The sequence below is a fragment of the Pyxidicoccus sp. M6 genome, from assembly GCF_055568925.1.
Genome location: NZ_CM145714.1, coordinates 12179705 through 12205377, shown reverse-complemented (window position 1 = coordinate 12205377; position 25673 = coordinate 12179705). Strand labels below are relative to the sequence as shown.

The 25673-nt window shown below is 70.1% G+C and carries 23 protein-coding genes; 12 read left to right on the top strand and 11 right to left on the bottom strand.

Annotated elements, in window-relative coordinates; all coding sequences use genetic code 11:
- Window positions 1–29 precede the first annotated feature (29 nt).
- Window positions 30–734, bottom strand: coding sequence for a hypothetical protein (locus ACVTJA_RS48130; protein ID WP_465831079.1), 705 nt, complete (start codon window positions 732–734; stop codon window positions 30–32).
- A 317-nt stretch (window positions 735–1051) separates the two neighbouring features.
- Between ACVTJA_RS48130 and ACVTJA_RS48125 the strand changes: the two genes are divergently transcribed.
- Both ACVTJA_RS48125 and ACVTJA_RS48120 read left to right on the top strand, forming a co-directional pair.
- Window positions 1052–3274 carry a M4 family metallopeptidase gene (locus ACVTJA_RS48125; protein WP_465831078.1) on the top strand — a complete coding sequence of 741 codons (2223 nt, stop codon included), beginning with the start codon at window positions 1052–1054 and terminating at the stop codon, window positions 3272–3274.
- 181 nt (window positions 3275–3455) lie between these two features.
- Window positions 3456–4445: a hypothetical protein gene (locus ACVTJA_RS48120; RefSeq protein WP_465831076.1), complete on the top strand. Its 990-nt coding sequence runs from the start codon at window positions 3456–3458 to the stop codon at window positions 4443–4445.
- Between the two features lie 131 nt (window positions 4446–4576).
- On the opposite strand, the gene ACVTJA_RS48115 is transcribed toward ACVTJA_RS48120, so the two are convergent.
- Genes ACVTJA_RS48115 through pdxR form a run of 3 tightly spaced genes read right to left on the bottom strand, consistent with a single transcriptional unit; the run spans window position 4577 to window position 7600 of the window.
- Complete coding sequence (locus tag ACVTJA_RS48115; protein WP_465831075.1) at window positions 4577–5161, bottom strand: SMI1/KNR4 family protein; 585 nt, start codon at window positions 5159–5161, stop codon at window positions 4577–4579.
- Window positions 5145–6152 (bottom strand): alpha/beta hydrolase family protein, encoded by a 1008-nt coding sequence (locus ACVTJA_RS48110; protein ID WP_465831073.1) that lies wholly within the window; start codon window positions 6150–6152, stop codon window positions 5145–5147. The genes ACVTJA_RS48115 and ACVTJA_RS48110 overlap by 17 nt, the downstream gene beginning before the upstream one ends.
- A 17-nt stretch (window positions 6153–6169) precedes the next feature.
- A complete protein-coding gene (gene pdxR / locus ACVTJA_RS48105; protein ID WP_465831072.1) occupies window positions 6170–7600 on the bottom strand; it encodes a MocR-like pyridoxine biosynthesis transcription factor PdxR in 1431 nt (476 codons plus the stop codon).
- A gap of 108 nt (window positions 7601–7708) precedes the next feature.
- On the opposite strand from pdxR, the gene ACVTJA_RS48100 reads away from it, so the two are divergent.
- From ACVTJA_RS48100 to trxA, 7 genes are all read left to right on the top strand, one after another.
- A complete protein-coding gene (locus ACVTJA_RS48100; protein ID WP_465831071.1) occupies window positions 7709–8167 on the top strand; it encodes a 2,4'-dihydroxyacetophenone dioxygenase family protein in 459 nt (152 codons plus the stop codon).
- Window positions 8168–8173: 6 nt separating this feature from the next.
- The gene (locus ACVTJA_RS48095; protein ID WP_465831069.1) at window positions 8174–8617 is read left to right on the top strand and encodes a MauE/DoxX family redox-associated membrane protein; all 444 of its coding nucleotides are present in this window, start codon (window positions 8174–8176) and stop codon (window positions 8615–8617) included.
- 156 nt (window positions 8618–8773) lie between these two features.
- Entirely contained in the window at window positions 8774–9430 is a 657-nt protein-coding gene (locus tag ACVTJA_RS48090; RefSeq protein ID WP_465831067.1) for an LON peptidase substrate-binding domain-containing protein, read from the top strand.
- 136 nt (window positions 9431–9566) lie between these two features.
- Window positions 9567–11459: an NAD(+) synthase gene (gene nadE / locus ACVTJA_RS48085; protein ID WP_465831065.1), complete on the top strand. Its 1893-nt coding sequence runs from the start codon at window positions 9567–9569 to the stop codon at window positions 11457–11459.
- Window positions 11460–11611: 152 nt separating this feature from the next.
- Window positions 11612–12784 (top strand): outer membrane protein, encoded by a 1173-nt coding sequence (locus tag ACVTJA_RS48080; protein WP_465831063.1) that lies wholly within the window; start codon window positions 11612–11614, stop codon window positions 12782–12784.
- Window positions 12785–12934: 150 nt separating this feature from the next.
- Window positions 12935–13258, top strand: coding sequence for an FKBP-type peptidyl-prolyl cis-trans isomerase (locus ACVTJA_RS48075; RefSeq protein WP_465831062.1), 324 nt, complete (start codon window positions 12935–12937; stop codon window positions 13256–13258).
- 17 nt (window positions 13259–13275) lie between these two features.
- Window positions 13276–13656 carry a thioredoxin gene (gene trxA, locus ACVTJA_RS48070; RefSeq protein ID WP_465831060.1) on the top strand — a complete coding sequence of 127 codons (381 nt, stop codon included), beginning with the start codon at window positions 13276–13278 and terminating at the stop codon, window positions 13654–13656.
- Window positions 13657–13746: 90 nt separating this feature from the next.
- Here the strand turns inward: trxA and ACVTJA_RS48065 are convergent, their stop codons facing one another.
- A complete protein-coding gene (locus tag ACVTJA_RS48065) occupies window positions 13747–14334 on the bottom strand; it encodes a DUF2378 family protein (RefSeq protein WP_465831058.1) in 588 nt (195 codons plus the stop codon).
- Window positions 14335–14521: 187 nt separating this feature from the next.
- Between ACVTJA_RS48065 and ACVTJA_RS48060 the strand changes: the two genes are divergently transcribed.
- Window positions 14522–15766 carry a hybrid sensor histidine kinase/response regulator gene (locus tag ACVTJA_RS48060; protein WP_465831056.1) on the top strand — a complete coding sequence of 415 codons (1245 nt, stop codon included), beginning with the start codon at window positions 14522–14524 and terminating at the stop codon, window positions 15764–15766.
- 21 nt (window positions 15767–15787) lie between these two features.
- Here ACVTJA_RS48060 and ACVTJA_RS48055 read toward each other — a convergent pair whose 3' ends face one another.
- Window positions 15788–16672 carry a hypothetical protein gene (locus tag ACVTJA_RS48055; RefSeq protein ID WP_465831054.1) on the bottom strand — a complete coding sequence of 295 codons (885 nt, stop codon included), beginning with the start codon at window positions 16670–16672 and terminating at the stop codon, window positions 15788–15790.
- A 102-nt stretch (window positions 16673–16774) separates the two neighbouring features.
- Here ACVTJA_RS48055 and ACVTJA_RS48050 point away from each other — a divergent pair, with 102 nt between their 5' ends.
- Window positions 16775–19318 carry a TonB-dependent receptor domain-containing protein gene (locus ACVTJA_RS48050; RefSeq protein WP_465831052.1) on the top strand — a complete coding sequence of 848 codons (2544 nt, stop codon included), beginning with the start codon at window positions 16775–16777 and terminating at the stop codon, window positions 19316–19318.
- On the top strand, window positions 19315–20145 hold the full coding sequence (locus ACVTJA_RS48045) for a hypothetical protein (RefSeq protein ID WP_465831051.1): 831 nt from the start codon (window positions 19315–19317) through the stop codon (window positions 20143–20145). The genes ACVTJA_RS48050 and ACVTJA_RS48045 overlap by 4 nt, the downstream gene beginning before the upstream one ends.
- A 3-nt stretch (window positions 20146–20148) precedes the next feature.
- Here the strand turns inward: ACVTJA_RS48045 and ACVTJA_RS48040 are convergent, their stop codons facing one another.
- From ACVTJA_RS48040 to ACVTJA_RS48020, 5 genes are all read right to left on the bottom strand, one after another.
- On the bottom strand, window positions 20149–21342 hold the full coding sequence (locus tag ACVTJA_RS48040) for a cytochrome P450 (protein ID WP_465831049.1): 1194 nt from the start codon (window positions 21340–21342) through the stop codon (window positions 20149–20151).
- A 39-nt stretch (window positions 21343–21381) separates the two neighbouring features.
- Window positions 21382–22041: a TetR/AcrR family transcriptional regulator gene (locus tag ACVTJA_RS48035; protein WP_465831047.1), complete on the bottom strand. Its 660-nt coding sequence runs from the start codon at window positions 22039–22041 to the stop codon at window positions 21382–21384.
- 304 nt (window positions 22042–22345) lie between these two features.
- Window positions 22346–22687 carry a c-type cytochrome gene (locus tag ACVTJA_RS48030; RefSeq protein ID WP_465831046.1) on the bottom strand — a complete coding sequence of 114 codons (342 nt, stop codon included), beginning with the start codon at window positions 22685–22687 and terminating at the stop codon, window positions 22346–22348.
- Window positions 22684–24162, bottom strand: a complete 1479-nt coding sequence (locus ACVTJA_RS48025; RefSeq protein ID WP_465831044.1) for a PQQ-dependent sugar dehydrogenase — start codon at window positions 24160–24162, stop codon at window positions 22684–22686. Before ACVTJA_RS48025 ends, ACVTJA_RS48030 begins: the two co-directional genes overlap by 4 nt.
- A 114-nt stretch (window positions 24163–24276) precedes the next feature.
- The gene (locus ACVTJA_RS48020; protein ID WP_465831042.1) at window positions 24277–25524 is read right to left on the bottom strand and encodes an Ig-like domain-containing domain; all 1248 of its coding nucleotides are present in this window, start codon (window positions 25522–25524) and stop codon (window positions 24277–24279) included.
- Window positions 25525–25673: the final 149 nt, after the last annotated feature.

The window sequence follows — 25673 nt, the reverse complement described above, 5'->3', positions numbered from 1 at the left end:
GCGCCGATACGAGGCGCCGGGGCCGCGGCTCATTCCGCGCGGTCCGCTGACAGCGCGGCCCACGACTCCACCAGCGCGGCCATGAAGGCCCACGCCGCGGGAGCCTCCTGGAAGCAGGCGCTCTCGCGCGCCTGGAGCGCCGCCACCACCTGGGCGTGAGCCTTCTTCCTCGGGCGCATCGTGGACCAGTAGCGTCCCGCCGCCGCGCGGAAGCCGTCCTCGGGAAAGCGCCGCACCAGTGTGTTCAGCACGTGCACGCCGCAGGTGAGCTGCGCGTACGGATTCAGCAGCGAGCGCTCCGGGTGGCTGGAGAGGAACGTGCGCGCCCCGGCGCTCGCGGCCACGTCCCATGCGAAGGCCTCGCGGTCCGCCTCCCAGTCGAACCGGCAGCCCAGCCCCTCCGCCGGGGGATAGGCGTCCATGTCCGCGTAGGAGAGCTGGAGCAACCCCTCGCTGAGCAGCGGCCGCCGTGTCACGGAATCGACAACCCGCCGCCGCGTGGCCCGGTCGATGATGCCCGTCTCGTTGAACATCACCCGCCTGTCCCGTCCGGACTCGGGCCCGGAGATGGCGTAGAGCAGATCCGCGTAGAACTGGAGGCGCGCGTCGGGCCCCAGCTCCGCCCACCTCGGACAGAAATCGGACATCCGCTCCGCGGGCAGTGTCCGCAGCGCCGGCACCTTCGCCGCCTCCGCGCGGATGTGTGCGTCATAGGCTGGCTCCCATCCCTGCATGGGCGTGGGCCGCGTTTCCTCCCCCTGGGCCCATGCGGCTGCACTGCAGATGACACACAACAGCAACAGTAGGAGCGGACGCATGACGAGCCCCCGGAGGGAAGGGAGGAACGACAATCTGGGCACGCTGGATGTCTCCCGCCCCTCTGAAAACACCCCCTGAACACCGGTGGACATCTCCCGGTTCCTGACCCACACGGGTAGGTAGGAAGTTCAGCAACACAGGAAAATGTCGTGGGTACTTGATAGTCGGGTAAATCGCGTGAGACGCTGATTACGGCCGAATCCAACATGGCCGTATTTCACCAGGGGGTTTCATGATTCAGAAGCGAGTACGTGGAGCGCTGGGGGTCGCGGCGCTGTCGTTCCTCGTGGGTGCGTGCAACGAGGCGCAGCCGGCAGCGGACGCGAAGGCTCCGGAGACCGGCAGCCGCGCTCAACGCGTCGAGAATGGCGTCAACATCATCGAGACGGACAAGGCCGGCAAGGCCAGCTTCATCGGTGGTGAGCTGGGCGTGCTGCCCGAGGTGGGCACGGGCGCCGAGTCGCTGCAGGCCCCGCAGCTCGAGGCGGTGGTCGCCTCCGTGGCTCCGCTGCTCAGCCTGGACCCGGCGGACCTGAAGTTCACGAAGGCGTACAAGGACGCTCAGGGCGACGTTCACTACCGCTACGCCGTCTCCCGCCAGGGCCTCCCGGTGTACGGCGGCGAGCTCCGCCTGCACGCGCGTGACGGCAAGGTCTTCGCGGCGAACACCAACGTCCGCAGCGACCTGACGGCTCCGGCTGACAAGGCCTCCATCACCCTGGACGCGGCGGTGGCCGCGGCGTCCGCGGACCGCGACACGCTCGCGGGCGCCGTCACCAACCCCGAGGCGGAGCTGGTGTTCTTCCGCGACGGTGACGAGCTGCGCCTGATGTACAAGCTCATGCAGACCGGTGAGCGTCCGGACGGCACGCCCGTGCGCGACATCCTCCTGGTGGACGCGCACAAGGGCGACGTGCAGGTGCGCATCCCGACCATCAAGGAGGCGCTCAACCGCCGCCTGCACAACCTCAACCACGGCACCTCGCTGCCCGGCCCCGTGGCGCGCAACGAGGGCGATGCTCCGCACGCGGACGCGGTGGTCAACACCAACTACGACCACCTGGGCACCGTCTACAACTGCTACAGCACGCTGTTCGGCCGCGACTCCATCAACAACGCCGGCGCGCTGCTCATCAGCTCGGTGCACTACAGCAACAACTACGTCAACGCCTTCTGGAACGGCACCCAGATGGTGTACGGCGATGGCGACGGGGTGAATGCGTCCAACCTGGCGAACTCGCTGGACGTGACGGCGCACGAGCTGACGCACGCGGTGACGGACAACGAGTCGGACCTCATCTACTCGGGTGAGTCCGGCGGCCTCAACGAGTCCATGTCCGACATCTTCGGCGCGGTCTGCGAGTGGTACGGCGACGGTTCTGGCGAGGTGTCTCCGCGTCACTGGCTGGTGGGTGACGACGTGTGGACGCCGAGCATCCCGAACGACGCGCTCCGCTACATGAACAACCCGACGCAGGACGGCTCGTCGCTGGACTACTACCCGGACTACTCGTCGGGCGTGGACGTGCACTACAGCTCGGGTATCTCCAACCTGGCGTTCTACCTGCTGTCGCAGGGTGGCACGCACCCGCGCGCCAAGACGACGCAGGTCGTCGCCGGCATCGGCATCGAGAAGGCCGCCAAGATTTTCTACAAGGCGAACGCGGACCTGCTCCTGCCGTCGTCCAACTTCGAGGCCGCGAAGACGGCCACGGAGCAGGCGGCCGCGCAGCTCGGCTATGACGCGGCGACTGTCGCCTCGGTGGGCAACGCGTGGAAGGCCGTCGGCGTGGGCGTGCCGATTCCTCCTCCGCCCAACACCCCGATGCAGAAGGGCGTCCCCGTCACCGGCCTCTCCGGTGCGCGCAACGCCAAGGTGTACTTCTCCGTGGTGGTGCCCGAGGGCGCCAAGAACCTGAAGTTCACCATGTCCGGCGGCACGGGCGACGCGGACCTGTACGTCCGTTACAACAACGCGCCGACGTCCACCTCGTATGACTGCCGTCCGTACACCGGTGGCAACAACGAGACGTGCACCTTCGCGGCTCCGTCGCATGGCACCTGGTACGCGATGATCAACGGCTTCAGCGCCTACTCCGGCGTGTCGCTGGTCGTGACGTGGGAGGGCGGCTACATCCCCGTCGAGCCGAACGTGCAGATTGACGGCATCTCCGGCGCCGCGGGCTCCTCGCAGGTGTACACCGTGCAGATTCCGGAGCGCACCAACGGTGGCACGCGCAACATCCACGTCCGTCTGCGCGGCACGGGCAACGCGGACCTCTACGTGCAGCGCGCGGCGGTGCCCACGTTCTCCGCCTACGACTGCCGTGGCGTGAACGAGCACAGCACGGAGAACTGCAACCTGAACGGCTTCGAGCCGGGCAAGTACTACGTGCAGGTCTTCGGCGCGAAGGGCGGCTTCACGGACGGCACGCTCATCATCACGTTCAACTGATGTCGAGGCATGAGGGCCGTCTCCCGGAGACGGCCTGACGGAAGCACCCCGGTCGCCCGCGTTGGGTGGCCGGGGTGTTTTCTTTCGTACTCCGGGTGCCGGTACGCCACGGGGGCGGTGCTATACAGGCGTTGGTACGAGTACGGGGGCCGGACTGGCATTCGCCACGAGAGGAATCTCGATGCGCCATGGCAGGAGTCCGCAGCTTCCCCCGAACCGCCGTCTTCGCCGCACCGTCGCCGGCCTGTTGCTCTTCGCTCCCACGCTGTCGCTGACGGCCTGTGGAGAGCCCGACTGCTCGGACTACAAGACGTCCCGGGAGACGCTCAGGAGCACCACCCAGCTCCACCCGAACGGGAGCGTCCCCACGGACGCCACCTGCATGGATGTGTGCCGGGCGCTGGACCTGCCCAAGCTCCAGGGCTGCAGTGTCACCCCGTACGAGGCTGGCAATGCGGACGCTGGGTCGGTGCGCGGCTACCGGACGAATTGCCGCTACATCGAAACGTATACCGGGTGCAATTACGACGGCCGCAGGCCCGAGGGGCTCCTGGCGGCGCGGGTGGAGGCCCGGTGCGCGCAAGGAGCGCTCTTCGCGGAGATGGCCTGGCTGGAGGCCGCCTCCGTGCCGGCCTTCCTGCGGCTCGCGGAGGAACTGAAGGCACACGGGGCGCCCGAGGCGCTCATCCGGGCCGCGCGGCGCTCGGCGGGAGACGAGGTGCGCCACGCCCGGGCCATGGAGGCGTTGGCCCGGCATCATGGGGCGTCCGTGTCCGCGCCGGAGGTGGCTCCCTTCTCCGAGCGCACGCTGGAGGCCATGCTGATGGAGAACGCGCGGGAGGGCTGCGTCGGGGAGACCTACGGCGCGGTGGTGGCGGGGTGGCAAGCGCGCACCGCCACGGATGCGCGCGTGCGCGCCGAGCTGGGACGGATTGCCGAGGATGAGCTGCGCCATGCCGAGCTGGCCCGGGCGGTGGATGCCTGGGCGGCGGAACGGCTCTCTCCCGAGGAGCTGCTGCGTGTGCGCGAGGCGCGCGCCGAGGCGTTCCGCGAGCTGGAGCGCCAGGTGGCGCAGGAGGAGCGCGAGGCCGTGCTCATCCAGCAGGCCGGGGTTCCGTCACGCGACTTGGCCGTGCGGCTGCTCCAGGGGCTCCAGGTCCTGATGGCGTAGCGCGGGCTCGTGGGCGTGCCCTACTTCGTCCGGGACGTGGCGCGCGTCGCGAGCGGCGTGAGGTGGAGCGTCGCGAGCTGCCGTTCGAGCGTGAGCCCGGTCAGCGCCTGGATGGCGTCCATGCGTTGAGGCTACCCGCCCTCGCGCCCCCACCGTCCCTCTTCCATGCACTCGCGGAGCACCCAGCGCAGGTGCTCGTCGAAGTCGAAGGTGCAGCCGGACACGTCGGGGGACTCGTCCAGCAGCCAGGGCGCGAGGTCGAAGTCGTCGTGATGGGCCGCGAAGATGAGCGGGCCGGTGTCCCTGCGCAGCCCCGTGTCGAAGACATAGAAGTCCCGTACGTAATACGTGACGTACTGGAACGGGACGAGCCGGGACCGGACCTCCGCCTCTTGGCGGGAGGCCTCGATTTCGTCCTCCTCGTCACCGAAACAGCCTTCCTCGATGCATTCCTTCTGCCAGGTGTGTTCTTCCAGCACCTCGGAGGGACTCAGCATCCGCGCGTGCTCGCGGCCGTGCGCGTCCGTCGTGGAGAGCAGGCCGTGCCGGGTGATGAACTGGAGGTACGCCGGAGGAAGCACCGGACCCAGGGCGTCCTCCAGGCGCCGGAGCTCCTTCGCGTCGACGGGCGTCAGCTGAATGGACTGGAGGGGAAGGCCCTTCTCGCGCTCGAGGCGCTGCTTCAGGGCGAGGATGCTCTCAATGATGTCGGACACGCTGTATCTGTATCACGCGAGCGAGGGAGTCACGGACCGCCGAGCACAGCGCACCGCGCTCGGTGAGGATGGCGGAGACGTGCCCGGCATCCACCCAGCGCAGCTCGCTCTCCTTCCAGTGCGCGTGCAGCGTGCGCGTCTCCTCCGCCGGGACGAAGCCGTCCTTCCTGCACGCGAGGAGGATGGCCGCGCCGGGCTGGCGTGGGGGAGGGAACTTCGTCAGGTTGGCGAGGTCGAAGATGCGGCCCAGTCGCTGGCGCGCCTGCTCTGCGTCTCGCCGGGCGCCGTCGAGCTCCGCGAAGGCGATGGACCATGACAGCAGCCCGCGCGTGAACACGGGCACCGGGGACGCCCCCGCGGCCAGCGCGGCCACCGCGAGCGGCTCCGGGAAGAGCGCCGCCGTGAGGGCCGCCATGTACCCGCCCATGCTGTAGCCGGCGATGCCCAGGCGCTCGTAGCCCGCATCACCCAGCCAGGTGAGCAGCGAGCGCGCCTCCTCCACCATGCCGAGGTTCATCAGCACGTGGTCGCTCACGGTGCGCAACGCGCCGCCCTTCTGTCCGAGCGGACGGCGCACGCCGTAGTACGGGTTCTCCAGAAGGAAGAGCTCGATGCCCTCGCGGACGAGCGGCATGTAGAGGCGCTCGCGCAGCGCGAAGCCCTCCTCGCGAGACGCCGCGAGCACCACGCACGCAGAGCGGCCCCGTGTGCTTCCCGCGCTCAGCCACCGGACATGCGCCGTCTGGACGGGCGGGGCCAGGTGCGGCAGCGGCGAGGTGAAGGTGCCGTCGCGGAGCGTCACGCCCCGGTGGGCGCGGGCTTCGCCCCACACGGGCGAGACGCGGGCCGGCTCCGGGAAGAAGGACATTCCCACGAGCTTCTCCAAGAGCTGCTCGTCGCCCCAGCCCTCGGTGAAGAGCCGGGCGCGGCGAGCCAGCCCCGCGAAGAGGACGTCCACGACATGCGAGCGGAGCGGGGACCAGGACTCCATGCGCTCATCCTATGCACTCATTGTTCCGCGCTGTCGATGCAGGCGCGCAGCCGCCGCAGGCCCTCGTCGATGCGCGCCGTCGCCACCGCGCCATAGCCGAGCACGAAGCCCGGCTGCGCGGGCCTGCTCGCGCAGTAGTTCGACAGGCTCATCAACGTCACACCCGCCGCCCTCGCGCGCTCCAGCGTCTCCCGCTCCAGCTTCAGTCCACCCCGGCGAAGCGTGGCGCTCAAGTGCAACCCCGCCACCGAGGGCAGGGGCTGGAGCCACTCTCCGAGGTCGCGCTCCAGCCGCTCCAGGATGCGCTCGTGCCGGGCCTGGTACTCGCGCCGCATCTTGCGGAGGTGCCGCGCGAGCAGTCCTTCCTCGATGAAGCGCGCCAGCGCGGCCTGCGCGGGCCACTGACTGTGCAGGTCCGACATCCGCTTCGCCAGCCGCAGCTCCCGTTGAATCGACGGCGGCGCAATCAGGAACCCCAGCCGCAGCGTGGGCAGCATCACCTTCGAGAACGAGCCCACGTAGATGACCCGCCCGGAGCGGTCCAGGCTGAACAGCGTCTCCAGCGGCCGTCCGCCGAAGCGGAACTCGCTGTCGTAGTCGTCCTCGATGACCACGGCGTCCCGCTGCTTCGCCCAGTCGAGCAGCGCCATCCGCCGCGCTGGCGACATGGGCATGCCGAGCGGAAACTGGTGCGACGGCGTCACGTACACGACGCGCGTATCATCCGGCAGCGCGCGCACGTCGAGCCCTTCGCCATCCACCGGTACGGGCACGACGCGAGCACCCAGCGACTGGAACAACATCCGCGCGGGCGGGTAGCCCGGCTCCTCCACCGCGACGCAGTCCCCGGGCTCCAGCAGCACGCGCCCGATGAGGTCCAGCGCCTGCTGCGCCCCATGCGTGACGATGACGTCCCCCGCGTCCGCCTGCACTCCTCGCGAAACACCCACGTGCCGCGCCACCGCCTCGCGCAGCCCGGGGTGTCCCGAGGCCTCCGCGTAGCCCGACGGCAGCGTCGCCGCTCGGAGCTGCCGCGCCAGCAGCCGGCGCCACGTCTCGTACGGGAACAGCCGCGAGTCGGGAATCCCCACGCGAAAGTCATGCGTCGCCGGGACGTCGGGCGCGCGCGGGTCGGGCAGGGTGCTCCAGATGGCCCTCGCGCGAAGCCGCACCGCCGAGGTGGCTCCCGCGCGGACCCGGCTCTTCGGCGCCTCGCCCTGCACGAAGCTACCCGCCCGGGTGCGGCCCGCCAGCAGCCCCTCGGCGGCGAGCCACTCGTAGGCCACGCTCACCGTGTTGCGTGACACCGAGAGGCGCTTCGCCAGCTCGCGCGTGGGCGGCATCCGCTCTCCGCGCCGCAGCCGGCCGTCGAGGATGGCCGCGCGCAGCGCCCGATAAATCTGCCCGGCGATGTCGCGGCGGCTCTGGAGGTTGACGTGCAGGTCCATGCGACCCCAGACCTTGGATTGGACCCGTGAGATTCGTCAATCCTGGCTCCGCCACGGGGCCAGCCGTGAGGCACCCTGCCGTTGCTTTCGACACGACAGGAGACACCCATGACGCCCATGAGCCTCGCCGCCTCGCACCCCGTGGACCCGGAACGCATGCCCTGGATTCCCATGGGCCCCCGGGGGCTCTCGTTCAAGCCGCTCCACTTCTTCAAGGACGACAGCGGCTGGATGTACCTCTTCCGGCTCGAGCCCGGCACCGTCATCCCTCGCCACCGCCACACCGGTGAGGTGCACGGCTACAACCTCTCCGGCAGCCGCAAGCTCCTCGACACCGGCGAGGTGATTGGCCCGGGCACCTACGTCTACGAGCCGCCCGGCAACGTCGACACCTGGATGGCGGTGGGCGACGAGCCCACGGTCCTCCTTGTCACCGTGCGCGGTGCCATCGAGTACCTCGGCCAGGACGGCGAGGTGACGGGCCGGGTGACGTCGGGTGACAGGCTGAAGACCTACCGCCGCTGGTGCGAGGAGCACGGCGCCGCGTTCCTCGCCACCGTCGAGTGATTCGCAATGACTCCCATGACCGCGAAGGATTCCCCCGCCGCGAGCCGTGCCTGGACGCTGGAGCGCGTCGGGCTCGTGTACGCGCGCCTCGCGCTCGGCGCCGCGTTCCTGTCCGCCGTGGCCAGCCGCTTCGGTGTCTGGAAGGGCGACATCGGCCTCGGCCGCTTCGAGGGCTTCATCCGCTTCACGGGCGAGGTGAATGCCTTCATGCCCGCGTCCACCATCCCCTTCCTCGCGTGGGCGGCCACCGTCGCGGAGACCACCCTCGGCATCCTGCTGGTGCTGGGCCTGTGGCGGCGGCAGGTGGCGCTCGGCGCCGCCGTGCTGCTGGCGCTGTTCGGCATCGCCATGGCGCTGTCCTTGGGGCCCAAGGAGCCGCTGGACTACTCGGTGTTCTCCGCCTCCGCGGGGGCGCTGCTCGTGGCCCTTTACCCCAGGCGCCACGACTGAGACCCACATGTCGGTGTGTCGTGGAGCCTGGAAGCGTCCAGGCTTCCGAGCGCCACCTGGATGCGGGTGCCTGTAGCCTGTGTGGAGCGCTCGGCGGGCCGCATGTTTGGAATGCGGCCTGGGGCCGGCGGGCTTATGTCCACAGGGGTGCCCCCAATGACCGCACAAGAACGCGTCGAGCGCGCCGCCAGCGCGCTGAAGGTCTTCCCACTGCCTTCGGCGGTGCTCTTCCCGCACACAGTCATCCCCCTGCACATCTTCGAGCCCCGCTACCGCGCCCTGGTGAAGGACGCGCTCGCGGGAGACCGCGTCATGGCGCTGGCCCAGCTCGAGTCCGGGTGGGAGGGCAACTACAGTGGCAAGCCGCCCATGCAGTCCATGATGTGCGCGGGCATCATCATCTGGGATGAGCAGGTCGAAGAGGGCCGCTACAACATCCTCCTCCAGGGGGTGTGCCGCGTCCGCATGTCCGATGAGCTGACGGGCGACAAGCTGTACCGGGAAGTCTCCGCGCAGGTGTTGCCGGACATGCCGTACCAGGGGCCCGAGGAGGAGCAGCTCCGCCAGGCCGTCTTCGAGCTGGCCGGCCGCGTGCCGCCGTCCTTCGCGGAGAACCTGCTGCCGGTGGCCGCGCGCGCCATGGGCGGCACGCTGGCGGACGTGGTGGCCTCGGCCATCATCCCGGAAGCCGAGCGGCGCCAGGAGCTGCTGGCCGAGCTGGACGTGAAGCGGCGCCTGGAAGCGGTGATGGAGGACATCGGCGAGCTCATCGGCCGCCTCCAGCCCGTGCGGCCTTCCGGGCCGCTGAACTAGCACTGACCGCGGGGGCCCCACTCGACCGCGGGTTGGGCTTGCCTTGCCGGGCGGACCGGGCATTGCTGGGCCCCACACCAGTGCTGGACGCCGGCCCCTCCCGGGCGCGTCTGGCCGAAAGGGGACTGGAATCACCATGCGGCTCGTGAAAGTCGGGCTTGCCAGCGTCAACACCACCGTGGGCGCCTTCAGCCGGAACACGGACAAGGCCCTGGCCCTGGCGAAGAAGATGGCGGCGGACGGAGTCACGGTCGGCGTCTTCCAGGAGCAGTGCATCGCCGGCTATCCCGCCGAGGACCTGGTGCAGTGGCAGGGCTTCATCGACCGGCAGTGGCCGGAGCTGGAGCGCTTCGCCCGCGACACGGCCTCCCTGTCCACCGTCTTCATCATTGGCGTGGGCATCGCCTTCCAGGGGCTGCGCCTCAACTGCGCGGCGGTGGTGGCGGGCGGGCGCGTGCTGGGCCTCGTGCCCAAGGAGAAGCTGCCCACCTACAGCGTCTTCTACGAGGCGCGCACGTTTGGCCGCGGCCAGCCGGGCATGGCCGAGGTGCACCGCGGCGTGCCGTTGGGTGACTACCTCTTCCAGTTCGACTTCGGCGTGGTGGCCCCGGAGGTGTGCGAGGACATCTGGAGCGCGGACGGCCCCATGCGACGGCGCGCCTATTCCGGCGCGGAGCTGGTGGTGAACCTGTCCGCCTCTCCCTTCCGTCTGGGGTTCGTGGACACGCGCCGCGAGCTCATCGCCACGCGCGCGGCGGACCACCAGTGCACCATCGCCTACTGCAACGCGGTGGGCAGCAACGACGGCCTCATCTTCGACGGCGGCGGCTTCATCAACCAGAACGGCCGCCACATCTGGGAGACGCCGCGCTTCCAGGAGGGCTGGTCCGCGGCGGTGGTGGACCTGGACCGCACCCTGCGCCTGCGCGGCGAGGCCACCACCTGGCGCGTGGACCGCGAGGCGTGGGTGGCCAATGGCGGCAAGCAGGTGCCCGTGCTGGACTGCACCCGCGCCGTCAGCACCCGGCGCGAGGGGCTCACCTTCCCGGTGCCCCCGCACCGCAGCTTCTTCCTCCCCGGCCCGGACCAGCGCCGCCCCGCCCGCGCGGCCCTGTGCGAGGACATCCTCGACGCGCTCGCCCTGGGCGTGGGCGACTACTTCGAGAAGACGCGCGCCTTCAAGGTGCTGGGCATCGCCCTGTCCGGCGGACGTGACTCGCTGCTGACGCTGCTCATCGCCCACCGCTACGCCAAGAAGGCCCGGCCCGAGGACCCGGGCTCGCTCATCCGCGCCTTCTACATGCCCAGCCGCTATTCCAGCGACGCCACCAGCGACGCGGCCGAGACGATTGCCCGCGAGCTGGGCGTGCCCTTCCAGATTGTCTCCATCGACGAGGCCTACGAGCGCGAGCGCGCCATCGCCCAGAAGATGCTCGGCGACAAGCCCGTCACGCCCATTACCGAGCAGAACATCCAGGCCCGCCTGCGCGCCCAGCGCATGTGGAACTGGAGCAACTCGTGCGGCGGCCTCTTCTTGCAGACGGGCAACATGAGCGAGAAGTCGGTGGGCTACACCACCATCGGCGGTGACCTCATGGGCGCGCTGGCCGTCATCGCCAACGTCCCGAAGACGGTGGTGATGTACCTGCTCGACTACCTGCAGGAGACGACGGGCTACGAGGGCATCCGCAAGGTGCTCGCCAAGCCGGCCGGCCCGGAGCTGGCGCACAACCAGGTGGGTGAGGAGGAGCTGATGCCCTTCCCCGTGCTCGACGCGTGCTTCTATCTGCACGCGGGCGAGAAGCTCACCCCCGCGGAGATGCTCCAGGCGCTCACCCCCATGTTCCCGGAGGTGGAGCAGGCGCGGCTTCAGGGCTACGTGGAAAAGTTCGTCCGCCTGTTCCAGCAATCCATCTACAAATGGGTTCAGTCTCCGCTGTCGCTGCACATCGGCAACCTGGACCTGGACCGTGAGCGCGCGCTGCAGTTGCCTGTCGTCACCGGCACGGAGTGGATGCGCGACGGATAGCGCGCACGCGCAAGCCCTGTAGCCTTCAAGCCACGTCTGGCCGGCCGGCTCCCGGTCGGCCCCTCCAGCCCCGCGCGTGACTTGCCCAGCGCCTTGCCGGATGTGCCTTCGCAAACAACCTTCATGTCAGCCACTCGACGATGGAGGGTTGGATGAAAGCGAAGATTCTGGCGGGCGCCATCGCGGCGCTCATGTACGGCACCGCGGCCGTCGCCGCCGACGGCGACTGCCCGCCTTCACGGGCCAGCGCTGACGGCGCCTCGCACGGGACGCTGTTGGCCCAGGCGCAGGACGAGCAGCCCGTTCAGGGCGACGTCCAGCAGGAGGACTCCTCCGTCATCGAGACGGAGCCGGTGCCCGACGCGACAGGCTCCGCGCAGGACCCGCTGCTCAATGAAGGCGTCGGCGGCAGCGGCGACGTCGGACAGCAGCAGGACCTCCAGCAGCAGGACCTCGGACAACAGGACGTAGGACAGCAGGACCAGGGTATCGGCGGCAGCGGCAAGCAGGGTGAAATGATCCTGAAGTGCCAGCCGGTGCAGCAGGGCACCGGCGGCAGCGGGACGATTCAGGCCCCGTCGCAGCAGGAGCTGACGCCGCCACCGGCGGAGCAGCTGCCGCCACCGGCGACCCAGGAACTGCCTCCGCCGCAATCCCAGACGTACCCGCAGGAGGACGCCACCGGCGGTAGCGGTATCGCCCAGCAGCCGACACCTCCTCCGGAGTACGCACCCTCGGCGGAGAAGGCGGAGCCGATTCAGCCGCTGGAGGTCGAGGAGAAGAAGAAGGAGAAGAACGACATGACCGGCCTGTCGCTGATGATTGGCGGCGGCGTGGAGGGCTACACCGGTGCGCTGGCGCCGCAAATCAACCCCGGCGCCACGGCGGGCGTCACCGCGGCCATCCGGCCGTCCAGGGTGTTCGGCCTCGAGCTGGGCTACAGCGGCGCGCTGAACAACATCGACGTCGTCGGCACCGACAGCAGCGTGACGGACGGCCCGGACCTCGTCCGCAACGGCGGCACGGCCGTGGCCACGCTGGGTCTGATGGCCACCTCCTGGCAGCCGTACGTGCTGGGTGGCATCGGCATCAACGACTACAACTTCCGCGGCGGCGAGTCGCTGGGCTACCGGGATGACACCGTGGGCAGCGTGCCTGCGGGCGTCGGCCTCCGGGGCGCCATCGGCCACTTCACCGTGGACGCACGCGCCAACTACAACTTCCTCTTCGACAAGGAGTTCGCCCCGGGCGTGGAGTCCGGCGGCAGTGACTTCGAGGAGGGCGGCAGCTACCAGGGCACCATCAGCGTTGGCGGTACCTTCTGAGAAGCCTGTCGCGGAAGTGGCATTCGCGGGTTGAATGGGTGGCGCGGGGCCCGGAAATCAACGGGCTCCGCGCCACCGCGCTTTTACGATGCGGCGCGTGAGCGCCCCTCGCGTTAAGGTGTCCAACCCCCGTTGTGCGAGGAGAGGTGAATGAGCCTGAAGGTGGAAGATGTGAAGGTGGGCACCGGCGCGGAAGCGACGGCCGGCAAGTCTGTCACGGTGCACTACGTGGGGACGCTGACCAGCGGCTCCAAGTTCGACAGCAGCCGGGACCGGGGCCAGGGCTTCACCTTCCGGCTCGGCGCGGGGCAGGTCATCGAGGGGTGGGACAAGGGTGTCGCCGGCATGAAGGTGGGCGGTGTGCGCAAGCTCACCATTCCCCCGGAGATGGGCTACGGCACGCGCGGCTTCCCGCCTGTCATTCCCCCCAACTCCACCCTCCTGTTCGAAGTGGAGCTGTTGGAAGTCCGCTAAAGGAAGCGAGGCGCATCATGGCGGCGGTGGAAATCACGAAGGACAACTTCAAGGAGACGGTGTCCAAGGAAGGCATCGTCATCCTGGACTGGTGGGCGGCGTGGTGTGGCCCGTGTCGGGCCTTCGCTCCCACGTTCGAGTCGGCCTCCAGCAAGCACCCGGACATCGTCTTCGGGAAGATTGATACGGACGCCCAGCCGGAGCTGTCCGGCGCGTTCGAGATTCGCTCAATCCCCACGCTGATGGTCTTCCGGGACGGCATCCTCCTCTTCGAGCAGGCCGGGGCGCTCCCGGCCGCCGCGCTGGAGGACCTGGTGAAGCAGGTGCGCGCGCTCGACATGGTGCAGGTGAAGAAGGAAGTCGAGGCACGCCGCGCCAGCGAGACGCCCCAGGCCTGAGCCGGGGCAGGCGCTGGAAACACCGCTCGCCGCTGCGAGCCGGGCTCCCTCTTCCGGGAGGGGGCCCGCCGGGCCGGCGGCGTGCGGGGGCTACCAGCTCACGAGCAGCGTGAAGGACTGATAGGGCGGCTCGCCGGACTCCAGCTCCACCTTGAAGGAGAGCTGCGGGTTGCCCTTGAGCAGCCCGCTGAGCGCCATGCCGCGGCTCCACGCGGGGCCGAAGAACTCGTCCCGGAAGATGAGTCGCGCGGAGCGGTCCGAGACGCGCTCGTACTCCCGCTCGCCGAAGGTGGACGTGGCGCCGGCCATGCCCTGCGTGACGGACAGGCCCTCGTTCGGGTCCTTCCCCGCGACGGACAGCACCATCTCCCCCACGGGCGCGGCGAAGATGCGGTTGGCCGCGTGGAATGACAGCTTCTCCACCGCGTCGCCGTAGCTCATGCCCGTGGCGGCCAGCGCGGTGGCGCCTTCATGGAGGAGCTGGAGGTACTCGCGCGCCGGGCGGAAGGCCGGGGCGGAGCGGGAGGAGAGGCTTCGCGGGGGCGGCGCTTCCGCGGCCAGGGGCTTCCCCGTCAGCTCGATGATGCTCTGCCGGAGGCTCAGGAAGAAGAGGTCCAGCACGGTGTGCTCGGGCTGGCACAGCATCAGGCGGGCCTGGAGCCATTGAGGAGAGTCCATATGCCACCTATCTACTCCACCGGGTGCAGGGCGGGGGAGCGGGCAGTGGGGCAGGACCTCCAAGAGGGAACGGGGGCGGAAAAAGGCGTGTTGAGGATGAGGCGGTCCGCGGGGGGCGGGCTCTCGGGGCCCTGCTTCGCCGCTCCCTCTTCTCAACGTGGGCATGGGCCCGCGGATGGATTGAAAGGTGCCTTCCCTGTCCCAGCTCCCCGTACCCTCCTCCGAAGCCTTCTCCCATGCGCCGCTCCGCGCGCGCATCCTCCTCGTGGATGACGTGCCGGCGAACCTGCTGGCCCTGAAGGCCATCCTGGAGCCGCTGGAGCAGGAACTGGTGACGGTCCGCTCGGGTGAAGAGGCACTGAGGGAGCTGCTGCGCGGCGACTTCGCCTGCATCCTGATGGACGTGCAGATGCCGGGGTTGGACGGCCTGGAGACGGCCCGCCTCATCCGCGCCCGTGAGCGCACGCGACACCTGCCCATCCTCTTCATCACCGCGCTCAGCCGCGAGGCGGCCTACGTCACGCGCGGCTACGCGCAGGGCGCGGTGGACTACCTCCTCAAGCCGGTGGACCCGGACATCCTGCGCGCCAAGGCGCAGGTGTTCGTGGACCTGTACCTGCGCGGGGAAGAAGTGAAGCGCCAGGCGCTGGAGCTGGCGGAGCGGCGGCGCGCGGCGGAGGAGCTGCGGCGCGCGGCGGAGCTGGAGCAGCAGTTGGTGGGCATCGTCGGCCACGACATCCGCACGCCGCTGTCCGTCGTCCTCACCACGGCGAAGGCGCAGCTCGGCTCGCAGTCACTGCCGCCCGCGCAGCGCAAGGCCTTCGAGCGCGTGGCGCGCGGTGGCGAGCGCATCCAGCAAATCGTGGACCTGCTGCTGGACTTCACGCGCGCCCGCCTGGGCGGAGGCATCCCCGTCGTCCCGCAGGCAGGCGACTTGAACGACTTGTGCATCCGCGTGGTGGACGAGCTGAACGTGACGCGGCCGGGCCGGGTCATCCAGTGCGACTTCGCGCGGGACAGCCTGCATGGCGCGTGGGACTTGCAGCGGCTGGCTCAGGTGGTGGCCAACCTGCTGGACAACGCGCTGAAGCACAGCCCGGACGGGACGCCGGTGCGCCTGTCCACGTGGGAGAAGGGCGACGGCGTCTTCCTCGAGGTGCACAACGAGGGCGCTCCCATTCCTCCGGAGCTGCTGCCGCACCTGTTCGAGCCTTTCCGCCGGGGCGACGTCTCCGAGGCGACGGCACGCGAGAGCCTGGGGCTGGGGCTCTACATCGCCCGCGGCATCGTCGAGGCGCACCGGGGCTCGCTCAGTGTGCGCTCCACGAAGGAGGAGGGCACGGCGTTCCGCGTCTGCCTGCCCCGTCGTGTGGACACGCGACAGCCCGCGCCGTGCGAGGAGCCGCCGGAAGCACTGTCGATGAGCGCGTGAGGCTCCGGAGAGGGGCGTGCCTCACTTCACGACGGTGCAGACGCCTCCGCCGTTGAGGTGCGCCTGGTCGACGATGCTCTGGGTGATGAACTCCTGGAGCGTCCTCACGTCATACGCGCCCGGGAGGTAGATGACGGGCTGGCCGTCCGAGCCGCGCAGCTCCTGGCCCTCGGCATCGTGCAGGTCCGTGAGCTGCTGGGACGCGAGCCGCTCCGGGGTGATGACGCCACTCTCGGCGGTGGCGGCGATGGCGTCGAAGCGGAGCTTCACGCCCTGATGGGTGCCGAGCCTGTCGTAGAACATGTGCTCGGCGTGGATGGTGACCTCGGCCTCCGCCACGGAAGCCTCCGGCACGATGATGCCCCGGGTGCCGTCCACGCCGTTGATGCAGTCCTTCATGCGCGCGTCCACGGGGAAGCCCATGCGGAAGGTGAGCACGCCCACGCCGGCCTTCACCGCGCGCCCCTCCACGAAGTAGCTGAAGCCGCGCTCGCGCATCATCGCCACGTCGTCCGCGGACACCTGGCCGTCAGCCAGCTCCGTGTCCTCCCGGGGCGGGCTCAGCCGGAAGCCCACGTCCCAGCGGCCCGGAGGCAGCCCCTTCAGCTCCGTCAGCGGCACGTCGCCCTTTTGCACGTCCACGAGGACATGCCTGTGGCGGGTGTGGACCTCGCCGGAAGCGGAGGTGAGGGTGAAGTCCCCCAGGGACACGAGGTAGCGGGTGAACTGGATGGACCAGCCATCCTCGAAGAGGGTGTCCGGCAGGCCGCGCTGGGTGCCGTCGCCACCGCTCATCGTCACCTTCACGTCGCCGGTGGCCACGTTGTCGCAGGCCGCGCCCGCGAGCGCCCAGGCCACCAGCGCCGCGCAAAACCACCTCCAGGACTGTTGCTGTCGTGCTTTCATGTCTCCTGGATGTAAATGCAATAGAGTTGCAAGTCAACGTGCGGCCGGGTAATCAGGGCGTGCCGGTGCCTGGATGGGCGCTGGAGCGAGAGGTCATCACCCGTGTGGATTCCGACGTTGGTGCTCTGCGTGTTGAGCGCCACGGCCGAAGTGCCCGTGACGCCGCCCGTGCCCCTGGACGCACCGCCTCCGGTGCTGCCGGCGGACGTGCCTCCTCCGGAGGTGCCCGCGACGGTGCTCCTGCGCCTCACCATCGATACGGCGGGAGAGGTGTCACATGTGGAAGTGCGGCAGTCGGCGGGCGTGGCGTACGACCGGGAGGCCATGGCCGCTGCGGTGCGCTGGAGGTTCCATCCGGCGCGACGTGGCGAGGAACCCATCGAGGTGCGGGCCGATGTCCCCGTCACCTTCGTCCCTCCGGTCCACGGACATCACCTGGAGCCCGTGGCCGCGGAGACGCACGGGACGGAGGACCGGGGTGCGGAGGTAGCGCAGGGTGACGCCACTTCGACCGGGTCGGGCGTGGAGTCGGCCGAGCCCACCTCCGAGGCACCCTCCTTCTCCACCACCGTGCGCGGCGCGTCGAGCGCACCGCCTCCCGTCGCTGTCGGTGACCTGCACATCCCCGTGGGGCAGCTCGCGGACGTGCCGCGCCACTCGGCGGCGGACCTGATGCTGCTCGCGCCCGGAGTCATGCTCGCCAACCACGGTGGCGAGGGCCACGCGGAGACCATCTTCATCCGTGGCTTCGACGCGGGCGAGGGCAAGGACGTGGAGCTGCGCCTCAACGGCGTGCCCCTCAACGAGGTCTCCCACGCGCACGGCCACGGCTACGCGGACACGTACTTCATCATCCCGGAGCTGGTGGAGGCCCTGCACGTCACCGAGGGACCCTTCGACCCGTCGCAAGGAGACTTCGGCGTGGCGGGCTCGGTGGAGTACCAGCTCGGCCTGGAGCGCCGGGGCCTCACCGCGTCCGTCTCCTACGGCAGCTTCGCCACGCGCCGGCTCGCGCTGGTGTGGGGCCCTCCCGAGTCCGGCAGCGCCACCTTCGTGGGACTGCTGCTGCGCCAGGGCCACGGCTTCGGTCCCAACCGCGCGCACGCCAGCGCGGGCGCCATGGCGCAGGTGGAGCTGCGGCTCGGCGAAGAGACGCGGCTGCGCCTGTTCGGCACCAGCTCCGGCGCACGCTTCTCCTCGGCGGGCGTGGTGCGGGAGACGGACGTGGTCGACGCGCGGCTACCGTGTGCCCAGGACGCGGACTCGCAGTTCTTCTGCCTCTACGATGCCAACCAGGGTGGCGCCGGCCAACGCCACATCCTCTCCGCCGAGCTGCGCTCCCGCCTGAGCCGCGGAGGCCGCTTCGTGCAGCAGGGCTACGTCGTCCTCCGTCAGACGCGCATTCGCGACAACTTCACCGGCTTCCTCCAGGACACGCCACCCGTCGACGAGGCCCAGCGCGGAGACAACACGGAGGGCTACTACCAGGGCTCCACCGTCGGGCTGCGAGGCCGCTACACGCCGGGGCTCACGCTGCTCGGTCAGCCCATGCCGCTGGAGCTGGGCTACGAGGCCCGCTTCGACGACGTGCACACGCGCTCGCGGCGCCTGCGGGACAGCGGCGGTGCGCCGTACACCACGCGCTTCGACAACCGGGTGCGCACCACGCACGTGGGCGCCTACGCCTCGCTGCGGGCCGCGCCGCTGTCCTGGCTCACCCTGCGCGGCGGCGTGCGGCTGGACACCTTCCTCTTCGGAGTGGACGACGAGAACCGGCCCACCGAGGACCGCGACGGCACGCGCATTCCCGAGGAGTCGCTGGAGGCCTACGGCTTCTTCGCCAGCCCGCGAGCGACAGCCGAGGTGCGCCTGTCCCCGAGCCTGAGCTGGCTCACCAGCGTGGGGCTCGGCGCGCGCTCCAGCGACGCGGCCGCCCTGTCCGACGCGGAGCTGGCGCCCTACGCGCGAGTCACCGCCGCCGAGACAGGGCTGGGTTGGAAGCTGGAGGGCGAGGGCCGTCCGTACACCCTGGAGACACGCGGCGCCATCTTCGCCACACGCGTGTCGCAGGACTTCGTCTTCGACGAGAAGGCGGGCCGCAACCAGCCCATCGGCGCGTCGCAGCGGCTGGGGGCCTTCGTCTCCGCGCGGAGCACCTGGCAGGAGCGGGTGGACGTGCAGGCCTCGCTGGCCTGGTCCCGTGCCACGCTGCCGCTGCCCGGGGCCTCGGAGTGGAAGCTGTGGGACGGCACGGTGATGCCGTACATCCCGCAGCTCCTCGGCCGGCTGGATGCATCCGTGCGGGGCACGGCCACCCTGGCGGGGGAACGGCTGGGATGGAACGTGGCGGTGGGGCACAGCGCCATCGGCCCCCGGCCCCTCCCGCTGGACCGCTTCAGCGATTCCGTCTTCCTCTTCGACGTGGCCACGCGCGCGAGGTGGAAGGCCGTCGAGGTGGGGCTCGCCGTGGAGAACCTGCTCGACACGCGCTGGAGGGAGATGGAGTTCAACTACGTCTCCAACTTCCGGGGCGCGGATGCGCCCGCGTCGCTGCTGGCCACGCGTCACTTCTCCGCGGGAGCGCCGCGCACCTTCACGGGCACCTTCACGCTGTACCTGGACCTCCAGGAGGAGGGCACGCCATGACGTCTTCGCTGCGCGCCACGCGGCGCGCCTTCACGCTGATGTTGGGCTCGGCGCTGGTCGGAGGCGTCGCGGCCTGCGGCCTGTCCGGCACCGGAGGCCGGGCGATTACGTTCCGCATGGGGCTGCGCACCGCGCGCGCACCCGGTGAGACGGTGCAAGGCGAGTTCACCACCGACACCGGCTGGCGCGTGCGGCTGTCCTCCGGGCTGATGGTGCTGGGCCCCATCTACCTCTTCGAGAATGCGTCGCCCCTCCAGTCACAGGCGGCCGTGCTGCGCCGGGCGACGGAGTGGCTCGTGCCCTCGGTGCGAGCACACGAGGGAGACTTCTTCTCCGGAGGCCGCGTGCTCGGTGAGTGGGACCGCGAGGTGGTCTACGACGTGCTCGCGGGAGGTGGCGAAGCACGGGTGCTGGGACGCTCGCCGGGCATCGCCGGACTGGCGCGCTCGTTCTCGCTGTTGCTCCAGCCTCCGTCGAAGGCGCTAGGCGCGGAGGCAGCGCCGCTGGGCGGACGCTCGGTGGTGCTGGAGGGCACGGCCTTCCGCCAGGAGACGCGCGTGCCCTTCCGTGTCGCGTTGGACTTCCCGCCACCGCTGGCGCTGCAGCGCGTGGACTTCGTGCCCATCGAAGCGGACCTGGATGACGAAGGGCTCTTCGTCGTGGAGGTGCAGCCGCACCGCTGGTTCGAGGGCGCGCACTTCGACCGGCTGGAGGTCCCTCGCAGTGGTGCCCCGGTGGAGGTGACGCCGGAGACGCAGGTGCACCGCGCCCTGTCCGTCAACCTGCGGCGCTACACCGCCTTCGCCGGGACGTGGGAGCCGGCGTGAGCCTCACGTCCCCGGGGCGACGCGCCGCACGGGCTCGAAGCGGATGGGCAGGCTCACGGGGCCGAGCACGTTGAGCGCCTTGCGCGGCACCCACGGCTCGGTGCTCGCGAGCCGGATGTCCTTCAACTGCTCCAGCAGGTCCGTGAGCGCCACGCGCCCCTCCATGCGTGACAGTGCCGCGCCGAGGCAGAAGTGGATGCCGTGTCCGAAGGCGATGTGGGGATTCGGCTCGCGGGTGATGTCGAAGCGGTCCGCGTCGGCGAACTTCGTCGCGTCGCGGTTCGCAGAGCCCACCATCACCAGCACCAGCTTTCCGGCGGGGATGACCTGGCCGTGCAACTCCACATCCCGCTTCGTGGCGCGGAACACCATCTGCGCCGGCGTGCGGTAGCGAAGGACCTCCTCGATGGCGGAGGGCAGCAGCCCGGGCTCCGCCCGAAGGCGCGCGAGCTGGTCCGGGTGCTCCAGCAGGCACAGCAGCGCGTTGTTGATGAGGTTGGTGGTCGTCTCCGTGCCAGCCGACAGCAGCAGCTGGAAGAAGCCCAGGAACTCGCTCGGCGTCAGCCGCTCGCCGTCCACCTCGGCCTCGACGAGCCGGGTGAGGAGGTCGTCCTGGGGCGCCCTCCGCCGCTGCTCGGCGAGGTCATCGAAGTAGGCCCGCATCTCCTCCTTCACCACGGCGTTCTCGGCCAGCGCCCGGGCCGCCTCCTCGCCGCCGGAGACGGTGTAGCTCAGCAACATGATGACCTCCGCCCAATGCATGAAGCGCTGGCGGTCCGCGGTGGGGATGCCGAGCAGCTCCGCAATCACAATCATCGGCAGCGGAGCCGAGTAGTCCGCGACGAGGTCCATCTCCCCGCGCTCCAGCACCGGTGCCAGCAGCTCGCGCGACAGCTTCCGGACGCGCGGCTCAAGGGAGGCGATGGACTTCGGCGTGAAGGCCCGCATGACGATGGCGCGCAGCTTCGAGTGGCGCGGCGGGTCCGAGAAGACGAGCCAATCGGGCGCCTTGCCCGTGGGTGTCTCCACCACGGAGCTGAAGGCTTCATGGTCATGGAGCGCCCGCTTCACGCTGTCGTAGTCGAACAGCAGCCACATGCCGGAGTTGGGTTCGTGGAGCACGGGGAAGGCGCTCCGGGCCTGGGCGAACAGCGGGTACGGGTCCCGGCGCATCTCGTCGGAGAGGAAGTCCAACATGGCTCATGACCTCGGTGGCTGTGGTGGGAAGGGTGGGCGTCAGTCCTTCGGCGCGAAGGCGCGCAGGACGGCGTCGACGACGCCTCGGGCGAACCGCTCGTCAACGGGGCCGCCGGTGACGAGGAAGCGGTAGAAGAACGGACCGCCGAGCAGGTCGAGCACGAGGTCGTAATCGAGCCCCTTCCGCAGCTCGCCCCGCGCCACGCCGCGCTCCAGCACCTGCCTCAGCGCGGCGCGACGGACGCCGACGAAGCCGGAGCGGATGGTCCGCGCGATGAGCTCGCTCCGGGCCATGGCCGCGACGAAGCCGGACAGCATCGCGCCGGTGGTCGAGGACCTGTACATGCCCAGCGCGTCGCGCATCATCCGTCGCAAGTCACCTTCGACGGTGCCCGTGTCGGGGACGGGGATGGCGCGCATGATGCGCTCGATGGCCTCGGCGGCGAGCGTCTCCTTCGTGGACCAGCGCCGGTACACGGTCGCCTTGCCCACTCCGGCCCGCGAGGCGATGGCGTCCATGGTGAGCGCGTCGTAGCCCACCTCGCGGATGAGCTGGAGGGCGGCGTCCAGGATGGCGCCGTGGGCCTCCTCGCTCCTCGGGCGCCCGGGCCGGCGGGCGACATTCGCCTCGGGAGCGGTAGGCGGCGGGCTCTCGGGGGCGCGGGCTGGCCGGCGGGATACGAGACGGCGTCGTTCCATAAATCCAGGCTAGGAACCGGGATTCCGGAACGCAAGCGTATCGAAACGGGCGGGCTGCCCTGAGCGCGCCGTCTGTTCAGGAGCGGTCAGGCCTCGCTCCGGCACCAGGACGCCCGTGCAGCGCGATGGGCAGGCTGCTTCACTGACGCCCAGGGGCTGGGCCGTTCACGCCTCATGCCGGCACCAGGACGTCCGTGCAGCGCGATGGGTGGTCCGGCGTCGAGGGTGGCACGGCGGAGGCCGTGGCCTACGCGCGGAAGCTCGGCAAGCCGGTGGAAAACCTCTGGGCGGAATGGCAGCGCTTCTAGTTCGTCTCTTCCTGCATCTTGTTGAGGAACGCGACGATGGCGTCCACCTGTGCGTCGCTGAGCATCTCGTCGGTGAATGCAGGCATGGCGCCCACGCCCCGGCGAATCTGCGTGCGCATGGCAATGGAGGGCAGGGGCTTGTTGTTGATGCTCGGCCCGAGCCCGCCGGAGCCGCCCGGGTGGCAGGGATTGCAGTTGCGCATGAAGAGGACACGGCCCTCCTGCTGCTGCGCATTGAACTCGCGGGGCGTGCCGAAGGCGGGACCCCGGCGCGAGGGGCCACAGGCCGCCACCGTCACCATGGCCAGGGCCAGCACGCACAGTAGGGCGCTCCTCATGGCTTCGCCTCCGGCGCCGCGCGGGTGATGCGCCACAGCACCCCCGTCTTCTCGAAGGGGTGGATGACGCCCTTCGCCTTCACCAGCATCACCCCGAAGTCGACGATGTAGAGCGCCCGGCCGCTCGGGTCGAAGCGCGCGTCGATGGGCCGCTCCAGCCCTCCCTTGCCCAGCTTCGTCGCCGGCCCGCCGCTGCCCTTGTCCTTGTTGGCGACGAAGTCCTCGATGACGCCGTTGGACACGTCCACGCGCACCACCTTGAAGCCTACCGGAGCCATCGTCTCGCCGGTGTCTGGAGCCTGGTCCCCGAACTGCGCGACGAAGGCCTCGCCCACGTGGCCGAACTCCGGGCTGCGCGAGAAGTCGAAGTGGTTGGAGGACGAGTGCACGCCGAACAGCGCCACCGGCCGGGGCACCTTGCCCGGAGGCTCCTGGAGGACGCGCTTGGGGACGTCTCCGCCGGGCACCTTGAACCACTCCTGGTCCACCGGCATGCCGCCCGCGTAGTCCGGGAAGCCGTACCACGCGCCCTGCTCCACCTCCCAGAGGTAGTCCGCCACGCCGAACAGCGGCCGGCTGCCGCGCACGTCGTACCCGTTCTCCGTCACGTACAGCCGGCCATTCGGAGCGAACGCGAGGCCGAACGGATTGCGGAAGCCCCACGCCACCAACTCCGGGTCCGTGGAGCCGGGCACGAGCCGGAACACCGCGCCGCTGCACGGCATGGCGCCCTTGATGACCTGGCCCGGCTTCGTCTCCGTGCCGAAGGGGACGAAGGCGCCGGTGCTCACGCGCCCGGTGTTCGGCGCGAGCGGGTTGTCGCTGGGGATGTTGACGCCCGCGAGGGTGATGTCGCGGCACGGCAGGTCATGGAAGGCCGGGTTGCGCTGGAGCCAGCCCATGCTCGCGTTGTCCGGACCCACCACGCCCGAGTTCGTCGCGGTGCCCACGGAAAAGTAGAGCGCGCCGTCGGGCCCCACCGCGGGGCCGTTGGTGTGGTGGTCCCCGAGGCTGGGCAGGTTGGACACGAGCGGCGTCGTGCGGCCATCCGGCGTAATCCGCGCGATGCGGCCGCCGCCCTGCACTCCGCCCTCGGCCACGTAGAAGGCGCCCTGGTACCAGGCAACGCCTGTCCAGGGCGGATGGTCTCCGCGAGCAATCTCCGTGAGGCTGCCGTCCTTCTCCACGCGCACCAGGCGCGACTGGGCGAAGTCCTCGCCGTAGCTGTAGCCGGACTCGGTGACGTAGGGCGTGCCGTCCCCGTCGAAGGCGATGCCGGTGGGGTAGGTGAGGCCGGTGGCGACGACCTCGACGCGGTAGCCCTCCGGCACGGCCACGTCCGCCGGATTCACGCGCCGGGGCGGTTTGAACTCCGTCGAGCCACCGCCTCCACCCCCGAAGAGGTGGAAGCAGCCAGGGAGCAGCAGCAGCGCGCACGCCGTCAGGAGCGGGCGTGCGGAAGGGAGGAAGCGCATACGCGGCGAGGGAGCCTCGGCTGGGGGGACGTGAGGAACCCGACGCTACGAGTCGCCATCGTCTTGGTCCAATTCAGGGCAGGACGACGGTTTCCTGCGCGACAGACAGTGCCCTCAGTACCGCTCGAAGACGAAGGTGAGCGTCTCGTGTGTCGTGGGCCCGAAGGTGAGCCGTAGGAATCGGTCCCCCGACGGCGCGGGGAACTTCGCCACGTGCGTAATCGCCGGGACGCAGACGGGCGCGGCGGGCTCCAGCGTGGAGGTCACGAGTGTCTCGCCCTCCGTCGTGTCGTGCACCGTCAGGGGAACGGACTGGTTGAGGTAGAGCGCGACGCTCCCGTCCCGGTCGGGGTCCGTCACCACCTCCGTGTAGCCCCGGAAGGATGCGCCGTCCGCCGGCAGCATGAGGCCGTAGAAGGTGTGGCCCGTGTCCGTGGCCGGGTAGAAGCTCGTCGGCGAATTGCCGGCCGTGACGGCCATGGGTGGGTTGAGCAGCGCGTGGGTGCAGGCGTGCTCGACGTTGGCGTCGCGCCGGCCGGTGGTGAAGTCCAGCTTCCCGTCTCCAAGGCTGGCGTGGGCCGTGTCCATCGGCTGGCCCGTGGCACCGCGCAGGCCCGCGAGGTCGAGCGTGTACTGGTTCTCCTGCTCCAGCGGCGGCAGGTCCGGCTCCGGGCGGGGAATGACCACTGTCAGGGTGAGGCCGTCCGCGGACCACGTGCCCGTCAGCGTGCGCGGGGCGTTGGCGGGCGTCGTCACGTCCCGCAGCGTCACCTGCGCGGTCGAGGTGTCCATGGGCTCGTTGAAGGTGAGGGCGAGCACCTTGCGCTGAGCGAGGTTGGTGGCGTCGGCCTTGTAGAGCTCCACGGGCAGGACGCCGGTGGCGCCCTCGGAGGGAGTTGACGCGGTGACGTGCGGCCGGGCGGCGGCCGTCCCGTGCACGGTGAACTGGAAGGTGAGCGGCGCGGCGAGCCGGTTGCCGGAGACGTCCTCGAAGTCCGCCTCGACGGTGACCTGGACGCGCGCGCCTGACGGAAAGGGCTCGGAGGGGTGGACCATGAAGGCGCGGCCCTCCTCCTTCCAGTGGCTCATGCCGAGCGCCCGCTGCGCGCCGTCCACGGAGACGCGCACGGTGCCCCGGTCGGACTTCATGGGCTCGCTGAAGTGCACGGTGATGGCGGAGTCAGCGGCCACGTGTGCCTCGTCCGAGGCGGGAGTGGTGCTCGTCACGGTGGGCGCGGACGTGTCTCCCGCGTCGGGCTGTGTGCCCGCATCCGGTGTGTCGGGAGGGTCGTCGTTGTCGCAGCCTGACAGCACGAGGGCGACACAGGTGGCGAGCAGGGCGGTGGCATGGGCGAGTCGCATGGGGATTGCTCCAGAAGGGAACGCAGGCGGCGAGTGCACCCGCGGGGAGTGCATGAGCAGCGGCGACGGAAGCCGGCGCGAAGAAGCACGCCCCGCTGATGCGTCAGCGGGACGTGCACGGTGCTACGAGCCCGAGGGCTCGCGTGAGA